Genomic DNA, 16,312 nt, shown 5'->3' on the forward strand with positions numbered 1-16,312 from the left:
GGCGGAGGACGCACGTATTGGCTGACTGGTCGGGCGGAGGACGCACGTATTGGCGGGCTGGTCGGGCGGAGGACGCACGTATTGGCGGGCCGGTCGGGCGGCGAACGCATCATCGGCGGATGGGCAACCAGATCACAAGCGACGGCACAGCTCACCAGGCGACACAGCTCACCCGCGGCGTGATGCTCGTCTGACTCGGAGATCAGCTACGTCGTGCATGGGGATGCGGTGGCATCCGGTCAGGTCCGGTCGTTCCACATCATCTCTTGTTCCCGGGCGAGCTCGGTGAGCCGGGGGTCGTCCTCGAGCAGGAGACGGTTCGCGTCGGAGACGATCCGTGCCGGAGACGGTCCGTGCCGGGGACGGCCCGCGTCGGGATTGGCCCGCGTCGGGGACGGTCCGTGCCGGGGACGGTCCGTGCCGGGAATGGCCCGCGTCGGGATTGGCCCACACCCGGGACGGCCCGTACCAGAACGGTTCGCCCAGGAACGGTCCACTGTGCACGTCACGCCATGGATGACGGCCCCTCATTCCATGGATGACGGCCCTCGGCCCGCACCCGGGCGTCGTCCCCAGCGCAGCAGGAGTGGCCGCCCGTTCTCCTCGAGCACGACCTCGGCGCCGGGGCACAGCGCCTCCACCGCGTGGCCGAAGCGCAGCCCGAGCGTGGCGCCCCGCGCCGGGCAGTCCGCGCACGCGCCGTCCAACGCGATGGTGGCGACGGTGCCCTCGACCCGCACCAGGTGTGCGCTGCCGCCGTGGGAACGTACGTACGCGCCGACCTCCCCGGCGATGACCTGCTCGACCGCCGCCGCGAGCACCGCGCCGGGCAGGGCGTCCTGGCCGGTCGCCGGCTGCCAGCCGGACGGCTCGGCCAGGGCGCTGATCAGGGCGGTCCGGACGGGGCCCCCGAGCGTACGCCAATCGCCGTCGGTGCTGAGGAGCACGGCGGCCGGTTCGACGACGATGCGGGTCAGGGTGCCATCGGCGCGCAGGGCCTGCAGGGCCGGCGGGACCACCCGCGGCGATCCGACGAAGTCGAACGTTCCCGCGGGAACGACCCAGCGGATGGTCCGCGGGTCCTCGGTGGCCTCCGGGTGCACGGACAGCGCCATACGCGGCGCGCCGACCCGGACGGGGAGCCGGCCGCTCATCCGAACGCCCCCACCAGCAGGCGGGTCAGGAACGCCAGCACCCAGGCCAGCCCGAACATGTAGCCCCAGGCGATCAGCGGCCACTTCCAGGTGCCGGTCTCGCGGCGCATCACCGCCATCGTCGACAGGCACTGCAGGGCGAACATGAAGAACACCATCAGCGACGCCACCACCGGCGGGGTGAACAGCGGCTGCCCGGCCCGCGGGCCGTGGTCGACCGTCATCCGTTCCAGCGCGGTGCCCGGGTCCTGCGGATCGCTGGCGGCGGCGACCTGGCCGAGTGTCGAGACGAACGTCTCGCGGGCCGTCATCGAGGAGATCACCGCGATGTTGATCCGCCAGTCGAAGCCGAGGGGCGCGAAGACCGGTTCGATCGCCTTGCCGACCGCTGCGGCGGCCGAGTGGTCGAGGGTGTACGTCGCCACGGCCGCACTGTCCGCGGGGTCGATCCCGGCGTCGGTCAGCCGCTGCGCGGACGGCATCGGCAGGCTCATCAGCAGCCACATCACCACCGTCGCGCCGAGGATGATCGTGGTCATCTTGCGCAGGAACGCCGCGCAGGCGTCCCACACCGCGTGGAGGACCGTCGAGAGCCGCGGCAGTCGGTAGGGCGGCATCTCCATGTAGAACGGCAGCTGCCCCTGGCGGCGGCCGGTCACCTTGCTGAAGAACCACGCCGTGCCCATCGAGGCGAACGCGCCGCCGAGGTAGAGCAGGAACATCACCGCACCCTGTGCGCCGATCGGCCCGACCCGTGCCCCGGAGGGCACCAACAGGCTGATCAGCATCACGTACACCGGCAGCCGGGCCGAGCAGGTCATCAGCGGGGCGGCGAGCATGGTCGCCAGCCGGTCCTTCGCGCTGGGCAGGGACCGGGTCGCCATGATCCCCGGGATCGCGCAGGCAAGCGAGGACAGCAGCGCCACGAACGCGCGGCCCTCCAGCCCGGCCTTCGCCATCACCCGGTCCATCAGGAACGCCGCCCGGGACATGTACCCGGTGCCCTCGAGCAGCGAGATCAGGATGAACAGCAGCGCGATCTGCGGCAGGAAGACGATCACCGCGCCGACGCCGCCGATCAGGCCCTGGCTCAGGAACGCCGCCAGCCAGCCGATCGGGACGTACGTCTGGGCCAGCCCGGACAGCCGGTCGAAGAAGCTCTGGACGAGGTCCTGCAGCGGTGCGGCGACGGTGAAGATCACCTGGAAGAACAGGAACATCGTCACGAAGAAGACGATCGTGCCCCACACCGGGTGCAGCAGCACCGCGTCGATCCGCTGGGTGCGGGCATCGACCGAGGGCACCCGGTGGCCGGCGGACTCCAGCACCGAGGAGATCCAGCCGCCCACCTCGTCGGGGTCGGTCGGCGGCGGGATCACCGGGCGGGCCCAGTGTGCGGCGTGGTCGAGGTGGTCGCGCAGTTCGCCGACCGCCCGCGGGTCGCCGGCGGCGATGCCCCGCACCGGGACGCCGAGCGCCCGCTCCAGCGCGGCGAGATCGAGGTGGCCCCGGCGGCGGGCCAGTTCGTCGGTGAAGGTGACGATCACCGTGGTCGGCAGGCCGACGCTGAGGACCTGGGCGACCAGGCCGAGCGAGCGGCGCAGCGTGGTGGCGTCGACGGTGGCGAGGATGGCGTCCGGGGTGGTGGGGGCGGGCCGGTCCGGGTCGAGGACGTCGTCGACGACCTGCTCGTCGGGGCTGATCGGGTCGAGGCTGTACGCCCCGGGCAGATCCTCGACGACGACCGCGCCGGCCGGAGTCCGGACCAGGCCCTCGTACCGGGCGACGGTGACACCGGGGTAGTTGCCGGTCTTGGCGTGCAGGCCGCTCAGCGCGTTGAACAGGGTGGACTTGCCGGAGTTCGGGCTGCCGACCAGGGCGATCCGCGGGGTGCCCTCGGCGACCGCGACCGGACCGCCACCACCGCCGTGGTGCTCGTGGCTCATGCCGCGACGGACCGGGTGGCGTACGTGTCGGCGGCGCTCCCGACACTCCCGGTGCTCCCGGTGGACGGGGGATCGGCGGGGAGGGTCTCGACCAGGATCGTTCGGGCCTGCGCAGGGCGTAGCGCGATCTCGTAGTCGGCGACGCGGTAGACGGCGGGTCCGCCGAACGGGGCGTGGCGCACCTTCTCGACGCGTGCGCCGGGGGCGAAGCCCAGGTCGAACAGCCGGCGGGCACAGGCCGCATCCGAGCCGTCACAGACTCTGGCGATGAGCGCCGGCGCACCCTCGGGGAGCTCCTGCAGGCCGCGCAGGGCACGCGTTGACTCGGGGGCGGGCCGGTCGACCTGGCGCCGCGACAGGGTGACGGTGATCTCGGACATGCTGCTACCTCAGGAAGGGTGGGGACCGCGGCATCTTTGCCGACGTTGGTAAGGCTAGCCTTACCTAGTTCTCGAAGGGAACCCCGCGTCCCGTTTCTGTGGTCGATTTCACACGGTCCCCTGATCCGATGGAACCAGTCGTGCCACTGGTCGGCCATGGCGGATGCCCCGGTGGTTGCCTGGCGGATGCCCCTGGGGCTCCCGATGTCCACCGGCCGGCGCTGGCGGAGGCCCTGGGGTCCTGGCGGACGATCCCGGGGTCCCTGTCCGCTGGTGCTGGCGGATGCCCCTGTCTCAGATCACCCAGTCGTCGAAGGTCGCGGTGGACGGGTCCCGGTCGGCGGTGGCGAACACCTGGTCGCCGACGGCCAGCCCCAGGTCGTTCGCGTCGGCCCGGGTGAGGGCCACCGTGAAGCCCTCGCCGGTGGCGAGGGTGACCAGTTCGACCCGGGTCTCGAAGCCCAGGTGGGTGACCCGTTCGACGACCGCACGCTCGGTCACCATGTCCTCCGACCAGGCCGGATGCACCGGCGAGCCGTCCGGGACCTTGCGCAGGTGGATGTGCTGCGGGCGCACCAGCGCGTTGCCGAGCCGGGACACCGAGCCGAGGAAGCCCATCACGAAGGCGTTGGCCGGGTGGTCGTAGAGGTCGGTCGGTTCGCCGACCTGCTCCAGCCGGCCCTGGTTGAGCACGGCGATGTTGTCGGCGACGTCGAGCGCCTCCTCCTGGTCGTGGGTGACCAGGATGGTCGTCACGTGCACCTCGTCGTGGAGGTGGCGCAGCCAGTCGCGCAGTTCGGCCCGTACCTTCGCATCGAGCGCGCCGAACGGCTCGTCGAGCAGCATCACCTGCGGCTGGATCGCCAGCGCCCGGGCCAGCGCCATCCGCTGGCGCTGCCCGCCGGACAGCTGCGCCGGGTAGCGGTCCTGCAGCCCGCCGAGGCCGACCAGCTCGAGCAGTTCGTCGACCCGGGAGCGGATCGCCGCCTTGGACTCCTTGCGGATCGTCAGCCCGAAGCCGACGTTGTCGCGTACGGTCATGTGCCGGAACGCGGCGTAGTGCTGGAACACGAAGCCGATCCCGCGCCGCTGCGGTGGCACGTCGGTGACGTCGCGGCCCTCGATCTCGATCCGTCCGGAGTCGAGGACCTCCAGCCCGGCGATCGCCCGCAGCAGGGTCGACTTGCCCGAGCCGGACGGGCCGAGCAGGGCGGTCAGTGAGCCGGCGGGCACGTCCAGGCTGACGTCGTCGAGCGCCCGGAAGTCGCCGTAGTCTTTGACCGCGTTGGTGACGGTGATCATCGTTGCTTCTTCCAGTGGTCGAGCAGGGTGGTGGCGACGAGGGTGAGGAGCGCCAGGCCCATCAGGACGGTCGCGGCGGCGTACGCCCCGTAGGTGTTGTGGTCCTCCACGAAGCGGGCGTGCACCAGCAGGGTCAGGGTCTGCGAGACGCCGGGGAGGTTGGACGAGACCAGCAGCACCGCGCCGTACTCGCCCAGTGCCCGGGAGAGGGTCAGCACTGTGCCGTACGTCAGGCCCCAGCGGATGCCGGGCAGGGTGATCCGCCAGAAGATCTGGCGGCGGGTGGCGCCGAGGGTGGCGGCGGCCTGTTCCTGGTCGCGGCCGATCTCGCGGATCACCGGCTCGACCTCGCGGACGACGAACGGCATCGTCACGAACGCGGTGGCCAGCACCATCCCGGGCAGCGCGTAGACGATCCGGATGCCGTGCTGCGGCAGCCAGCCGAACCAGCCGTTGACGCCCCACAGGGCGATCATCGCCACGCCGGCGACCACCGGGGAGACGGCGAACGGCAGGTCGACCACGGTCTGCAGCAGTGCCTTGCCGGGGAACCGGCCGCGGGCCAGTGCGAGCGCGGTGATGACACCGAAGACGACGTTCAGTGGCAGGACGATGGCGATGATCAGCAGGGTGAGGTTGAGCGCCGAGATCGCCGCCGGGGTGGTCACCCAGGACCACCAGGTGCGCAGCCCGGCGCCGAACGTCCGGACCAGGATCATCCCGACCGGGACGGCGACCAGCACGCCCAGGTAGGCGAAGGTGGCCAGCCGCAGGCTCCAGCGCAACGTACGGGTCTGTCTCATGACGCGTCCTTGCTCGTGGCGGCCCTCATGGCGGCTCCTCGTTCCGGGCCGGTCGTGGCGGTTTCTCGTTCCGGGCGGCTCATGACGCCTCCTCGCGGCCGGCGGCTCATGACGCCTCCTCGCGGCGCTGCGTCCGGTCGGAGACCAGGCGCAGGGTGGTGAGCACCGCGAACGAGACCACCAGCAGCACCACCGACACCGCCGCCGCGGAGGCCGGGTCGCCGACCTCGATCAGCTGCTGGATGTACTGCGAGGCGATCTGGGTGCGGCCCGGCAGGTTGCCACCGATCAGCACCACCGAGCCGAACTCGCCGATCGCGCGGGCGAACGACAGCCCGGTCCCGCTGGCGACGGCAGGCAGCAGCACCGGCCAGATGATCCGGCGGAAGATGGTCCACCCCGGCGCGCCGAGGGAGGCGGCGGCCTCCTCGGCGTCGTCGTCGAGCTCGCGCATCACCGGCTGGACGGCCCGGACGACGAACGGCAGGGTGACGAACGCCAGCGCCATCGCCACGCCGGCCCGGGTGCCGGCCAGGTGTACGCCGACCGGGCTCTCCGGCCCGTAGAGGGACAGCAGCACGATGCTGGCGACGATCGTCGGCAGCGCGAACGGCAGGTCGATCAGTGCGTCGATGAGCTGCTTGCCGCGGAAGTCGTCACGGACCAGCACCCAGGCGATCACCGTGCCGGCCACCGCGTTGAGCAGCGCGACCCCGGCGGCCAGGGCGAGGGTGATGCCGAGCGCGGCGAGGGCGCTGGGGCGGGTGACCGCGGCCCAGAAGCCGCGGGGGCCGCCGGTCAGGCTGGTCGCGACCAGCGCGGCGATCGGCAGGGCGACGAGGATGCTGACCCACAGCACGACGACGCCGAGGGCCGCCGGGCTGACCCCGAACCGTACGCGTTCGCCCGGTGGCCGGGACCGCCGGGCCCCGGTGCGCCCACCGGGGTCCTGGTCAGGGGCGCGGCCATCCGGGCTCTGGCTGTCGGGTTCGGGCCCGGGGCCGGGGCCCGGGTCCGGGTCCGGGTCCGGGCCGCGAGGAACGTCAGTGGACAGACTCACGGTGTCACCTCGTCGCTTCGCTGTAGATCGCCGTGATGGCGCCGGTGTCCTTGGCGAACAGGCCGGAGGTCACCGCGTTCCAGCCGCCGAGGTCGGCCACGGTCCACACCGTGCCGAGCGGCGGGAACCCGGCGGCGTGGGCGGCCGCCACGGTCGGGTCGACCGGGCGGTAGCCGACGCGTGCGAGCACCTCCTGGCCGGCGGGGGTGGCGGCGAAGTCGACGAACCGCTGCGCGGCCTCCTGGTGCGGCGAGGTGCTCACCGCGGCGAGCGGAGCCTCGATCCGGACGGTCTGCTGAGGCACGACGTACTCGACGTCGTCGCCCTTGCCGATCGCGGCGATCGCCTCGTTCTCGTAGCTGAGCAGCACGTCGCCATGGCCCTGCCGGAAGGTCTCGGTGGCATCGGAGCCCGAGGAGGGTCGGGTGCTGACGTGGTCGTGCACCAAGGAGCGTACGTAGTCCAGGCCGGCCTGCTTGTCCTGCCCCCCGTGGCTCGTGGCGGCGTACGGGGCGAGCAGGTTCCACTGTGCCGAGCCGGAGCTGAGCGGGTTGGGCGTGACGACGTCGATGCCGGGGCGGAGCAGGTCACTCCAGTCATGGATGTCCTTCGGGTTGCCCGTGCGGACGACCATCACCACCACCGAGGTGACCGGCGTGCCGTGGTAGGCCCCGGAGCTCCACGAGGCGTCGACCATGCCGGCGTTCACCAGCCGGGTGAGGTCGGGGGTGATGGAGAAGCTCACCACGTCGGCGGGGGCGCCGGCGACGACCTTGCGGGACTGGTCGCCGGAGGCCCCGTACGAACTGAGCACGGTGACCTTCGCCCCCTCCGGGGTGGTGGCGTACGCCTTGGCGAGGGCCTCGAAGCCCGGCTTGGCGACCGAGAACGCATAGAGGTTGAGCACCTGGCCGCCTGCCGGGGCGGCCGCCGCGCCCGGAGTGTCGCTCGACCCGCCCGCGCAACCGGCCAGGGAGGCCACGAGCACCAGGCAGGCCAGCAGCAGCCCCAGTGGTCCGGTCCGTCGCCGGGGGGCGGGACCGTGGTCGGCCGAGTGACCGGGGCAGCCTCTGATGTTGCCCCCTCGGCGGTCGTTGCCCTCTGGAAGGACCTTGCCGACTGGGACATTGCTCCCTGGGGTGCTGCCCTCTGGGGTGCTGCTCTTCGGGGTGCTGCTCTTCGGGGTGCTGCCCGCTGGGACATTGCTCCCTCGGACATTGCCCGCTGGGACCTCGCGCCCGGGGGCGCTGCCCGCTGGGACCTCGTAGTTGGCCGAGCGTCCGCGGCGTCGTTCGGGACCGGCGGAGTCGCCGGAGCCCGGCCGTGGGGCGCTGCCACGCTGGCAGGCTCGGGGCTGCGAGTCGGGCATGCGACCTCCGGGTTCAATATAAGTACAGGTTAAATAGTCGTTAACCGACATTGATTATAGGAATAAGCCTCCACCCCGAGGCAAGCCGGCCCACCATCCGGGCGAGGGGGCAGGGTGTACTGTGCACCAGCTCAGGCCTGAGTCAGTCAAAGTTGGTGTCAGTCAAGGTCGGTGTCGGTGAAGGCCGGCGCCGTGTGAAGGTCAGCCCCGTGTGAAGGTCCGCCCGACGTGAAGGTCAGCCCCTACGTGAAGGTCAGCCCCGACGTGAAGGTCAGCCCTGACGTGAAGGCGTGAAGGTCCGCCCCGACGTGAAGGTCAGTGTGGATGCGAGGTCGGTCCTGGCGTGGAGGTCGGCTCTGGCCGGACCCAGGTGGGTGCCGTACGGGGGCGGTAATGCCCAAACGCGACCTGGAATGTGCATACGCTGCGGGATTTCCGCCCGCGAACAGTAAGTCAGGCAGCGTTTGGAAGTGGGGCAGCGTTTGGCTGACACATGGCTCCGGTTGGACCGCCCTGGTTCTCTGCCTGGCCCTGGCCCTGGCTCTCTGCCCGGCCCTGGCTCTCTGCCCAGGCCTGACCCCTGCCTGGCCCTCCTGCCTGGGGTGGCCCCGCGCCGGGCCTGCTTCCTTACGCGACCACGCCAACCCGAGCCCATCCTGCTTGTTCCCCCGCCGGGCCGGCCGCCGCCCTCGACTTGGCCCCTCCTCGGGGTGGCCCTCGACACCGCCGGGCCGGCCCCCCGCCCTCGACTTGGCCCCCTCCCCGGGGTGACCCTCGACACCGCCGACCCTGGACCTGGCCCGACCCTGACCCTTCTCCAGGTGACCTGACACCTGGCCCTCGACACCGTCGATCCCCGACACCCGGCCCTCGACACCGCCGAACCCCGGCGAGGGGCGGCACCTGGCTCCTAGAGTTGGGGCATGAAGGTCCTCAAGTGGCTTCTGGTCCTCGTCGGCGTCGCCGCCCTCATCGGGACGATCGTCTACACGTACCTGGGATGGCTCGACCTGCAGCGACTCATCGCTGCGGCCGAGTCGATGCGCAGCGCGCCCCAGCCGAACCCGGGTCAGGAGATCGTCATCGCCATCAGTCTGGCCCTGGCCAGCGGGTTGGGGATCGGCTTCGGCCTGGGCATGCCGCGGCGTACGGCCGGGCGGATCCGCAAGGAGACCCTGGAGTCGTCGGCGGCTGCCCGGGAGGCCGACATCCGCCAGCGTGCCGCCGGCGGATCAGGCGGTGCGGCATCAGGTGGTGCGGCCGGGTCAGGTGGAGCCGGTGGTGCTGGTGGATCAGGTGGAGCGGACGGTGCGGGCGGCCCGGCCGGTCCGGCGGATCCCGGGCGACAGGGCTGACCGGTGACCAGTCTTGCCGATGTGGAGCACATCCTGGTCACCTCCTATCCGCCGCACGCCGATCCGGTCACCTCGATCGAACGGGTGGCCGCGCTGGCCGACCACCGGCTCGCCTACTGGCTGCCTGACAGCACCGGCGCGGCGGAACGCTTCGACGCCGGCCCGGTGGTGAGCGTACGGCCCTGTTCCCGCAGCGGGAAGCCGAAGCTGGAGGAACCGGTCCGCGAAGGCCGGGCCTCGGTGGTGACCGAGGGAGCCGTGTTCGACGAGGCGAAGACCGCGATCAAGGAGAAGTACGGCCTGGCGGCGACGGTCGCGGCGGCCGTGGATCGGGCCCGGGAGCTGTTCGGGGAGCGTACGCCCGAGGCTGTCGTGCTCCTCGACATCATCGGCTGACCGCTGACCGCTGACCGCTGACCGCGCCGGTTCGACATCGTCGGGCTGTGGCGACCGCTTGACATCAGCGGCTTGCCGCTGCCTTGTCTGCTCGCTTGGTCGGCTGACCGCCCGCGGGACCGCTGACCGCCTGCGGGACCGCTGACCGCCCGCGGGACTCCTGGCCGCCTGCGGGACCCTTGACAGCCCTTACCGCCGGTGAGACGTTGGTCACATCAGGGCCCGTTGGGCGGGGCGACGCCCCATGCAGCACCGGCTCACCAGACATGACCGGCTCGCCATGCAGCACCGGCGCATGATCACTGGCTCACCGCCCCACCTTGCGCACCCCCCGGGAGCCCGTCCCTCGACGTCGAGGCGGCGGAGGAAGGTGGTGTCCGATGACGTGGTTCAGCAACGATCTCACTCAGCGTACGGGGGCGCCGCCGGCGATCTACAATCCCTCCGCGTACGCCTTCGTCGAGCAATGGACCCAGCACATCGTCTATCAGGGCTTCGGGAACGGAGCCGGGGACGGGCACGTGCACGAGCTGTGGTGGGACGATCATTGGCACCACAACGACCTGACCGCCCAGGCCGGGGCGACCCCGATCGACGGGGTCCCGTCGGGGTACGTCTACCCGGACGAGCCCGGGGGATGGACCCAACACGTGGTCTACCAGGGGATCCGGTCGGGTGGGGGACCCGACGGGGCGGTCCACGAGATCTGGTGGGACGCGGACGACAAGCACCACCACCAGCTGACCGACGGCAGCCCGCCGCTGGTCGACACACCCTTCGGCTACGCCTTCGAGCGCGGACAACACGTCGTGTTCCGGGCCGACCGGACGCTGCGGTACCTCGACTTCGAAGAGGACTTCGGCTGGACCGAGAGCGACCTGACCCCGTACATGGCCGGCACGCTGCCGGCCATGCCGCCCACCGCGTACGGGTTCACCTCCCAGCAGACCCACCACGTGCTGTACGCCGGCTCGGACGGGCATGTCCACGAGCTCTGGAAGGGCCCGTCCGGCGGTTTCCACCACCACGACCTCACGCTGGCGACCGGCTCCACGGTGCGGGCGACCGGCCGCCCGGTCGGTTTCGCCAACGACCCGGGCTCCGGTCAGGTGGTCTCCTTCGCCGCCAGTGATGGCCACCTGCACCAGTTCGTCTGGGACGGCACCTGGCACGAGCACGACCTCACCGCGACCGTCGGCGGTGTTCCCCCGTCCGGGAGCGCCACCCCGACGGGCTATCTCTATCCCGCCGAGGGGACGCTGCACGTCAACTACATCGGCGTGGACTCCCACATCCACGAGTACTGGCAGGACAACGCCGGCTGGCACCCGAGTGACCTCACGACGCGGACCGGGGTGCTCGTCGGCCGGAGCGATCCCGCGGCGTACGTGATGCCGGACGGCACCCAGCACGTCGTCTTCGTCGATGACAACCGGCACATCATCGAGCTCTACTGGCTGCCCTGAGGTGGTCCGGCGGGCTCGGCCTGTGTCAGGTCTCGCGTGGTCCGGTCAGGTCTCGTGCCATCGGGCAAGCTGCCTGGCCGCGTCCTCGTGCGCGGTGTCAGGGCTCAGCGGAACGCGTGGCCCAGCTCGCTGCGCAGTGCGGCGTCGAGCTCCGGGTCGGGCTGGAAGACGCGCTCCTGGTGGCATTCCACGGCGGTGTCGCGGGCGTTCGGGGTGCCGAGGTCGGGGTTCGCGCCGACGGCGAGCAGGAGGCGGGCGACCCGTTCCTCGCCCTTGAAGATCGCTCCGGACAGCGCCGTACGTCCCCGGTTGTCGACCACGTCCAGTTTTGCGCCCCGGGCGACCAGGGCGGCCACCGATTCGGTGTTGCCGTAGAAGGCCGCCAGCATCAACAGGGTGGTGCCGTCGCGGGTGGTCGCCTCCAACGGCTGCCCGCTGTCGAGGGCGGCCATCAGGGCGAGGGTCTCGCCGTGGCGGGCGAGATCGAGCAGTGCGTCGGGCGTGAGGTCGTCCGGCGACGGAGCCGTCGCGTTCATGCCGGGCAGCCTATTCCGCGTCCCTCAGGTGCCGGTGGGGGAGGGGCCGGTCGGCGTCGGGTGGGGAGGGACTGATCAGTGCCGGTGGGCCCGGCGACCCCCGGCTCGGCTTGGCCCGACCCGGCCCGGCCCGGCTCGGCTTGGCCCGGCCCGGTGGGCCCGGCGAGCGTAGCCGGGTCAGGGGCGGCTCAGCGGGGGAAGCCGTCGAACCCGGAGCGCAGTTCCCGCAGGGCCGGGCGGACCGCCGGGTCGGCGTGCTCGACGCTCAGCTGGGGGCCCAGCCGGGCGGCGGCCCGGTCGGCGGCCTCGGCCAGGTGTTCGACGTCGGCCGGGGCCACGATCGCGACCCGCAGGTGGGTCCGGATCCAGTCGGTCAGGGCGTCCTCGCCGGTCACCCCGGACTCCGGGGCGTGCAGCAGGATGGCCGCCAGCATCCGGCGCAGCGGCGACAGGCGCACCGACCGGCCGAGGTGCACCCAGGCGATCTGGTTGCGCAGGGTGGTCGTGGCGCTCAGCCCGCTGCCGGGACGTACGGCGCCCGCCTGGCCGATCCAGATCAGGCCGGGCGCGATCCGGCTGCCGAGGCCGGCGCTGAGCTGGGCGGCCCCGGCCTCGTCGACGAACCAGCTGTGGATGCCGGGGCGGCGCAGGTCCGGGTCGATGCCGGCGAGCAGGTCGGAGGGCCGGGCGGCGCGGGCCGCGTCGCCGAGGGCGGCGGTGATCGGGTCGCCGGCGGCGACCGCGGGATAGGTCGCCGGACCGGCGGCGCGGGGGACGGTGCCGTCGTACCAGGCGATCCGGTCGGGCACCGACAGGCCGCGTAGCGGTTCCAGCACGTACGCCCCCAGCCCCAGCAGGTGCGGGCGGAGGGCTTCGGAGACCGCGGGGGTCGCGGCGTGCACCTCGACCCGGGCGCGGCGCAGCGGGCCGGCGAGGAGCTCGAGGCGGGCGACGGTCCAGGCACCCCAGGCGGCGCGGTGCTCCGGCGACCCGGTGAACAGCCGGTGGTCGCTCGGCCCGACGACCTGGTCGGGGGTGAGCAGCCCGTACTCGCCGGACAGCACGAACCACGGCGCGCCGGTCCAGCGGGCGTACGCCTTCTCCCGGGTGAACAGCGGGCCGGTGAAGAGCTCACCGGCGGGGGCGGCGTGCGGGCCCTGCTCGCGGTCCGGCTCGACCAGCACGATGTCGGGGCGGGTCGTGGCGCGTCCGGTGACCCGCCCGGTGCGGGGCGCGGGCTGCGGTTCGGGGTCGGCCAGTTCGGCGGCGAGCGGCGGGGGCGTCGCCCCGGCGGCCCAGGGCTTCGGGCCGGGGACGAAGGAGATCGAGGTGCCGGGGTCGACCGCCGACACGCGCAGCCCGGCGTCGTGCCAACTGGCGGATTCCGGGCGGACGGCGACGTCGGCCAGCCACCAGTCCGCCGACGTCCGGGCCTCGTCGGGCAGGTCGCCGGTGAGCGCCTCCAGCTCGGCCCAGTCGAGCGTGACGCCGTGGGGCTGCGCCCCGAGTCGCTCCGCCAGTCGCTGCCAGGTGCTCATCGCACCCCCTTCTCCTCGTCCGCGCCTTCTCCGGCTCGATTGTGCCAGGCACGGGTGCACACCGGTGCGCGACACTGGACGGGTGCCCCTTCTCGACCTCACAGCCATCGGTGCCGGCCTGCCCGCCGCGGCGCTCGTACCGGCCCTCGAGGAGGCCCTCACCACCCGGCACGCCGCCGTCGTCCGGGCCCCGCCCGGCACCGGCAAGACCACCGTCGTGCCCCCGGCGGTCGCCGCGCTCACCCCGGGGCGGGTCATCGTCACCCAGCCGCGCCGGATCGCTGCCCGGGCCGCGGCACGGCGGTTGGCCCAGCTGAGCGGCACCCGACTCGGCCACGAGGTCGGCTTCACCGTCCGCGGCGAGCAGCGGACCGGGCCCGCGACGCGGATCGAGTTCGTCACCACCGGGGTGCTGGTCCGCCGGCTGCTGCGCGACCCGGACCTGTCGGGCGTCGGCGCGATCGTCCTCGACGAGGTGCACGAACGCCACCTCGACTCCGATCTGGCCGTTGCGATGACCCGCGAACTCACCGAACTGCGCGACGACCTGCTCGTCGTGGCGATGTCGGCGACCCTCGACGCCGACCGCTGGGCGGCCCTCCTGGGGACCCCGCAGGACCCGGCCGATTCAGCGGGTGTCGCCGAGACGGCCGGTTCGGCAGGCACGACCGACCCTGCTGGCCCGGACCGGCCCCCGGGCGGATCCGCCGGCGCCGGCCGAGCCGGAGCCGGAGCCGGAGCAGTGGGTGGGCCGGTCCCGATCGTCGCCGCCGAGGCCGATCTCCACCGGCTGACCGTCCGATGGGCCCCGGCCCCGCCCGGCGTCGCCCGGCTGGACGCCCGCGGCGTGACGTACGCGTTCCTCGACCACGTCGTCCGGACCACCCGGCTGGCCCTGGCCGAGCACCCGGAGGGGGACGCCCTGGTGTTCCTGCCCGGTGCGTGGGAGGTCGGCCAGGTGGTGTCCCGGCTGACCGGCACGATCCTCGCCGACGCCCCGGTCGACGTCCTGCCGTTGCACGGCCGGCTCACCGGACGTGAGCAGGATGCCGCCCTCGCCCCCGGCCCGCACCGTCGGGTGGTGGTCACCACCGCGGTGGCCGAGTCGTCGCTGACCGTCCCGGGCGTACGGCTCGTCGTCGACGCCGGGCTGGACCGCCAGCCGCGCTACGACAGCCTGCGGGGGATGTCGGGCCTGGTCACCGTCACCGAATCGCGTGCCTCCGCCGAGCAGCGCGCCGGTCGCGCCGCGCGGCTGGGGCCCGGGACGGTGGTGCGCTGCTTCGCCGAGCACGACTGGGCCCGGATGGCGGCGTACGCCCCGCCGCAGATCGCCACCGCGGACCTCACCGGCTTCGCCCTCGAGGTGGCCTGCTGGGGTGCCCCCGGCGGTGAAGGGCTGGCGCTGCCCGACCCGCCGCCGGCCGCCGCGCTGGCGGCCGCGGTGGAGACGCTGACCGATCTCGGCGCGCTGCAGGACGGCCGCGCGACCGACCGCGGCCGGCTGATGGCCGCCGTACCGGCCGATCCCCGGCTGGCCCGGGCGCTGCTCGATGCGGCCCCCCGGGTCGGGGCGGACGTGGCCGCCGACGTGGTCGCGCTGGTCGCCTCGGACGAACGTCCCCCGGGCGGGGATCTGGCCGCCCAGTGGCGGGCGCTGCGGCGCGGCGGCACCCCGGCGGCCCAACGGTGGCGTCGGGAAGCGGACCGGTTCGCCCGGCTGGTGGGCGAGACTGCGTCCGGCACGCGGTCCGGTCCGGCGCGGTCCGGTACGAGGCCCCCTGGTCCGACGCGGTCCGACACGAGGACCCTCGGGACGGCGCGGTCCGCTACTGCCGGGGGCGAGGCGGGACGGTCCGGCCGGTCGTCGAGCGAGCAGGCGGTCCGGGCGGACAGCGCGCTGGGCCTCGTCGTCGCCCTGGCCTTTCCCGACCGGGTGGCCCGCCGACGCGGCGGACGTGACGACCCGGCGTATCTGCTCGCGTCGGGGACCGGGGCGGTGCTCGAGCGCGGGTCGGCGCTGCTCGGCCAGGAATGGCTCGCCATCGCCCAGGTGGAGCGGTCGGCCACGGCGGGCGCGACCGGGGCGGTGATCCGGGCGGGCGCCGCGCTGGATGAGGCGACGGCCCTGGCTGCCGCGGCGCCGCTGCTGGTCGAGGAGGAGGTCGCCACTTGGACCGGGCACAAGGTCAGCGCCCGCCGGGTCCGGCGGCTGGGCGCGATCGAACTGTCCGCGGCGAACGTCCGCCCCTCACCCGACGCGGCCCGGGAGGCGGTGCGGATCGCGCTGGCGGACCGCGGACTGGGCCTGACCAGCGGCGAGGGGGTGTTCAGCTGGACCGAGAACGGGCGCACGCTGGCTCGGCGGCTGGCGTTGCTGCACCGGGTGTACGGGGAACCGTGGCCGGCGATGGACGAGGCGGCGCTGCTCGACCGCTGGCAGGACTGGCTGGTGCCGGAGGTCGACGCGCTGATCGCCGGCACCCCTGCCGATCGGCTCGACCTGACCAGCGCCCTGCGCCGGCTGCTGCCGTGGCCGCTGGCCGGTCGACTCGACGAGCTGGCCCCCGAACGGCTCGAGGTGCCGACCGGCTCCCGCCTCCGCGTCGACTACCCCGAGATCGACGATCCGGGCGGCCGTCCGGTGCTGGCGGTGAAGCTGCAGGAGTGCTTCGGCCTGACCCGTACGCCACGGATCTGTGCGGGCCGGGTGCCGGTGCTGCTGCACCTGCTCTCCCCGGCCCGGCGACCGCTGGCGATCACCGACGACCTCGCGTCGTTCTGGGTGAACGCCTACCCACAGGTGCGGGCCGAGAACCGCGGCCGCTACCCCAAGCACCCGTGGCCCGAGGACCCGCTGACGGCGCCGCCACAACGGGGGACCTCCACGTCGCGGCACAGAAGCCCGTAGGTCCATCGGGGATACAAGCGTGGATCGTGTGACATTGAACACAGTGTAGCTCCCGCCATTCCGTCGATCAGCCGTTCTGCATGCTGCCATCTTTCT

Annotated in this window: 13 protein-coding genes; 4 read left to right on the top strand and 9 right to left on the bottom strand. The window is 73.0% G+C overall.

Features of this window, described 5'->3' with window-relative positions; translation table 11 throughout:
• Nucleotides 1–527 precede the first annotated feature (527 nt).
• The 7 genes from VB059_RS00820 to VB059_RS00850 form a co-directional block, all read right to left on the bottom strand.
• Nucleotides 528–1,115, bottom strand: a complete 588-nt coding sequence (locus VB059_RS00820) for a NifU family protein (protein ID WP_323420110.1) — start codon at nucleotides 1,113–1,115, stop codon at nucleotides 528–530.
• A gap of 35 nt (nucleotides 1,116–1,150) precedes the next feature.
• On the bottom strand, nucleotides 1,151–3,100 hold the full coding sequence (gene feoB, locus VB059_RS00825; protein ID WP_323420111.1) for a ferrous iron transporter B: 1,950 nt from the start codon (nucleotides 3,098–3,100) through the stop codon (nucleotides 1,151–1,153).
• The gene (locus VB059_RS00830) at nucleotides 3,097–3,480 is read right to left on the bottom strand and encodes a FeoA family protein (protein WP_323420112.1); all 384 of its coding nucleotides are present in this window, start codon (nucleotides 3,478–3,480) and stop codon (nucleotides 3,097–3,099) included. Before VB059_RS00830 ends, feoB begins: the two co-directional genes overlap by 4 nt.
• 294 nt (nucleotides 3,481–3,774) lie before the next feature.
• Nucleotides 3,775–4,782: a sulfate/molybdate ABC transporter ATP-binding protein gene (locus VB059_RS00835; protein ID WP_323420113.1), complete on the bottom strand. Its 1,008-nt coding sequence runs from the start codon at nucleotides 4,780–4,782 to the stop codon at nucleotides 3,775–3,777.
• Nucleotides 4,779–5,585: a sulfate ABC transporter permease gene (locus VB059_RS00840; protein ID WP_323420114.1), complete on the bottom strand. Its 807-nt coding sequence runs from the start codon at nucleotides 5,583–5,585 to the stop codon at nucleotides 4,779–4,781. The genes VB059_RS00835 and VB059_RS00840 overlap by 4 nt, the downstream gene beginning before the upstream one ends.
• Nucleotides 5,586–5,691: 106 nt before the next feature.
• The gene (gene cysT, locus VB059_RS00845) at nucleotides 5,692–6,645 is read right to left on the bottom strand and encodes a sulfate ABC transporter permease subunit CysT (RefSeq protein WP_323420115.1); all 954 of its coding nucleotides are present in this window, start codon (nucleotides 6,643–6,645) and stop codon (nucleotides 5,692–5,694) included.
• 4 nt (nucleotides 6,646–6,649) lie between these two features.
• Nucleotides 6,650–7,627: a sulfate ABC transporter substrate-binding protein gene (locus tag VB059_RS00850; protein WP_323420116.1), complete on the bottom strand. Its 978-nt coding sequence runs from the start codon at nucleotides 7,625–7,627 to the stop codon at nucleotides 6,650–6,652.
• A 1,310-nt stretch (nucleotides 7,628–8,937) separates the two neighbouring features.
• Between VB059_RS00850 and VB059_RS00855 the strand changes: the two genes are divergently transcribed.
• The 3 genes from VB059_RS00855 (at nucleotide 8,938) to VB059_RS00865 (ending at nucleotide 11,231) form a co-directional block, all read left to right on the top strand.
• Nucleotides 8,938–9,369: a hypothetical protein gene (locus tag VB059_RS00855; RefSeq protein ID WP_323420117.1), complete on the top strand. Its 432-nt coding sequence runs from the start codon at nucleotides 8,938–8,940 to the stop codon at nucleotides 9,367–9,369.
• A gap of 3 nt (nucleotides 9,370–9,372) precedes the next feature.
• Complete coding sequence (locus VB059_RS00860) at nucleotides 9,373–9,765, top strand: hypothetical protein (protein WP_323420118.1); 393 nt, start codon at nucleotides 9,373–9,375, stop codon at nucleotides 9,763–9,765.
• 380 nt (nucleotides 9,766–10,145) lie between these two features.
• Nucleotides 10,146–11,231 carry a hypothetical protein gene (locus tag VB059_RS00865; RefSeq protein ID WP_323420119.1) on the top strand — a complete coding sequence of 362 codons (1,086 nt, stop codon included), beginning with the start codon at nucleotides 10,146–10,148 and terminating at the stop codon, nucleotides 11,229–11,231.
• A 104-nt stretch (nucleotides 11,232–11,335) separates the two neighbouring features.
• Here VB059_RS00865 and VB059_RS00870 read toward each other — a convergent pair whose 3' ends face one another.
• Together VB059_RS00870 and VB059_RS00875 are read right to left on the bottom strand one after the other, a co-directional pair.
• Nucleotides 11,336–11,767, bottom strand: coding sequence for an ankyrin repeat domain-containing protein (locus VB059_RS00870; RefSeq protein ID WP_323420120.1), 432 nt, complete (start codon nucleotides 11,765–11,767; stop codon nucleotides 11,336–11,338).
• Between the two features lie 188 nt (nucleotides 11,768–11,955).
• Nucleotides 11,956–13,305 (bottom strand): DUF6884 domain-containing protein, encoded by a 1,350-nt coding sequence (locus tag VB059_RS00875; RefSeq protein ID WP_323420121.1) that lies wholly within the window; start codon nucleotides 13,303–13,305, stop codon nucleotides 11,956–11,958.
• An 82-nt stretch (nucleotides 13,306–13,387) separates the two neighbouring features.
• On the opposite strand from VB059_RS00875, the gene VB059_RS00880 reads away from it, so the two are divergent.
• On the top strand, nucleotides 13,388–16,216 hold the full coding sequence (locus VB059_RS00880; protein ID WP_416339465.1) for an ATP-dependent RNA helicase: 2,829 nt from the start codon (nucleotides 13,388–13,390) through the stop codon (nucleotides 16,214–16,216).
• Nucleotides 16,217–16,312 lie beyond the last annotated feature (96 nt).

Origin of the sequence: Raineyella sp., from assembly GCF_034933565.1 — a bacterium.
Classification (GTDB): Bacteria; Actinomycetota; Actinomycetes; order Propionibacteriales; family Propionibacteriaceae; genus Raineyella.

Excerpts from the sequence above, each read along its gene's own strand:
- VB059_RS00820 (WP_323420110.1), bottom strand. The coding sequence starts at position 1,115 with ATGGCGCTGTCCGTGCACCCGGAGGCCACCGAGGACCCGCGGACCATC.
- feoB (WP_323420111.1), bottom strand. The coding sequence starts at position 3,100 with ATGAGCCACGAGCACCACGGCGGTGGTGGCGGTCCGGTCGCGGTCGCC.
- VB059_RS00830 (WP_323420112.1), bottom strand. The coding sequence starts at position 3,480 with ATGTCCGAGATCACCGTCACCCTGTCGCGGCGCCAGGTCGACCGGCCC.
- VB059_RS00835 (WP_323420113.1), bottom strand. The coding sequence starts at position 4,782 with ATGATCACCGTCACCAACGCGGTCAAAGACTACGGCGACTTCCGGGCG.
- VB059_RS00840 (WP_323420114.1), bottom strand. The coding sequence starts at position 5,585 with ATGAGACAGACCCGTACGTTGCGCTGGAGCCTGCGGCTGGCCACCTTC.
- VB059_RS00855 (WP_323420117.1), top strand. The coding sequence starts at position 8,938 with ATGAAGGTCCTCAAGTGGCTTCTGGTCCTCGTCGGCGTCGCCGCCCTC.
- VB059_RS00865 (WP_323420119.1), top strand. The coding sequence starts at position 10,146 with ATGACGTGGTTCAGCAACGATCTCACTCAGCGTACGGGGGCGCCGCCG.
- VB059_RS00870 (WP_323420120.1), bottom strand. The coding sequence starts at position 11,767 with ATGAACGCGACGGCTCCGTCGCCGGACGACCTCACGCCCGACGCACTG.
- VB059_RS00875 (WP_323420121.1), bottom strand. The coding sequence starts at position 13,305 with ATGAGCACCTGGCAGCGACTGGCGGAGCGACTCGGGGCGCAGCCCCAC.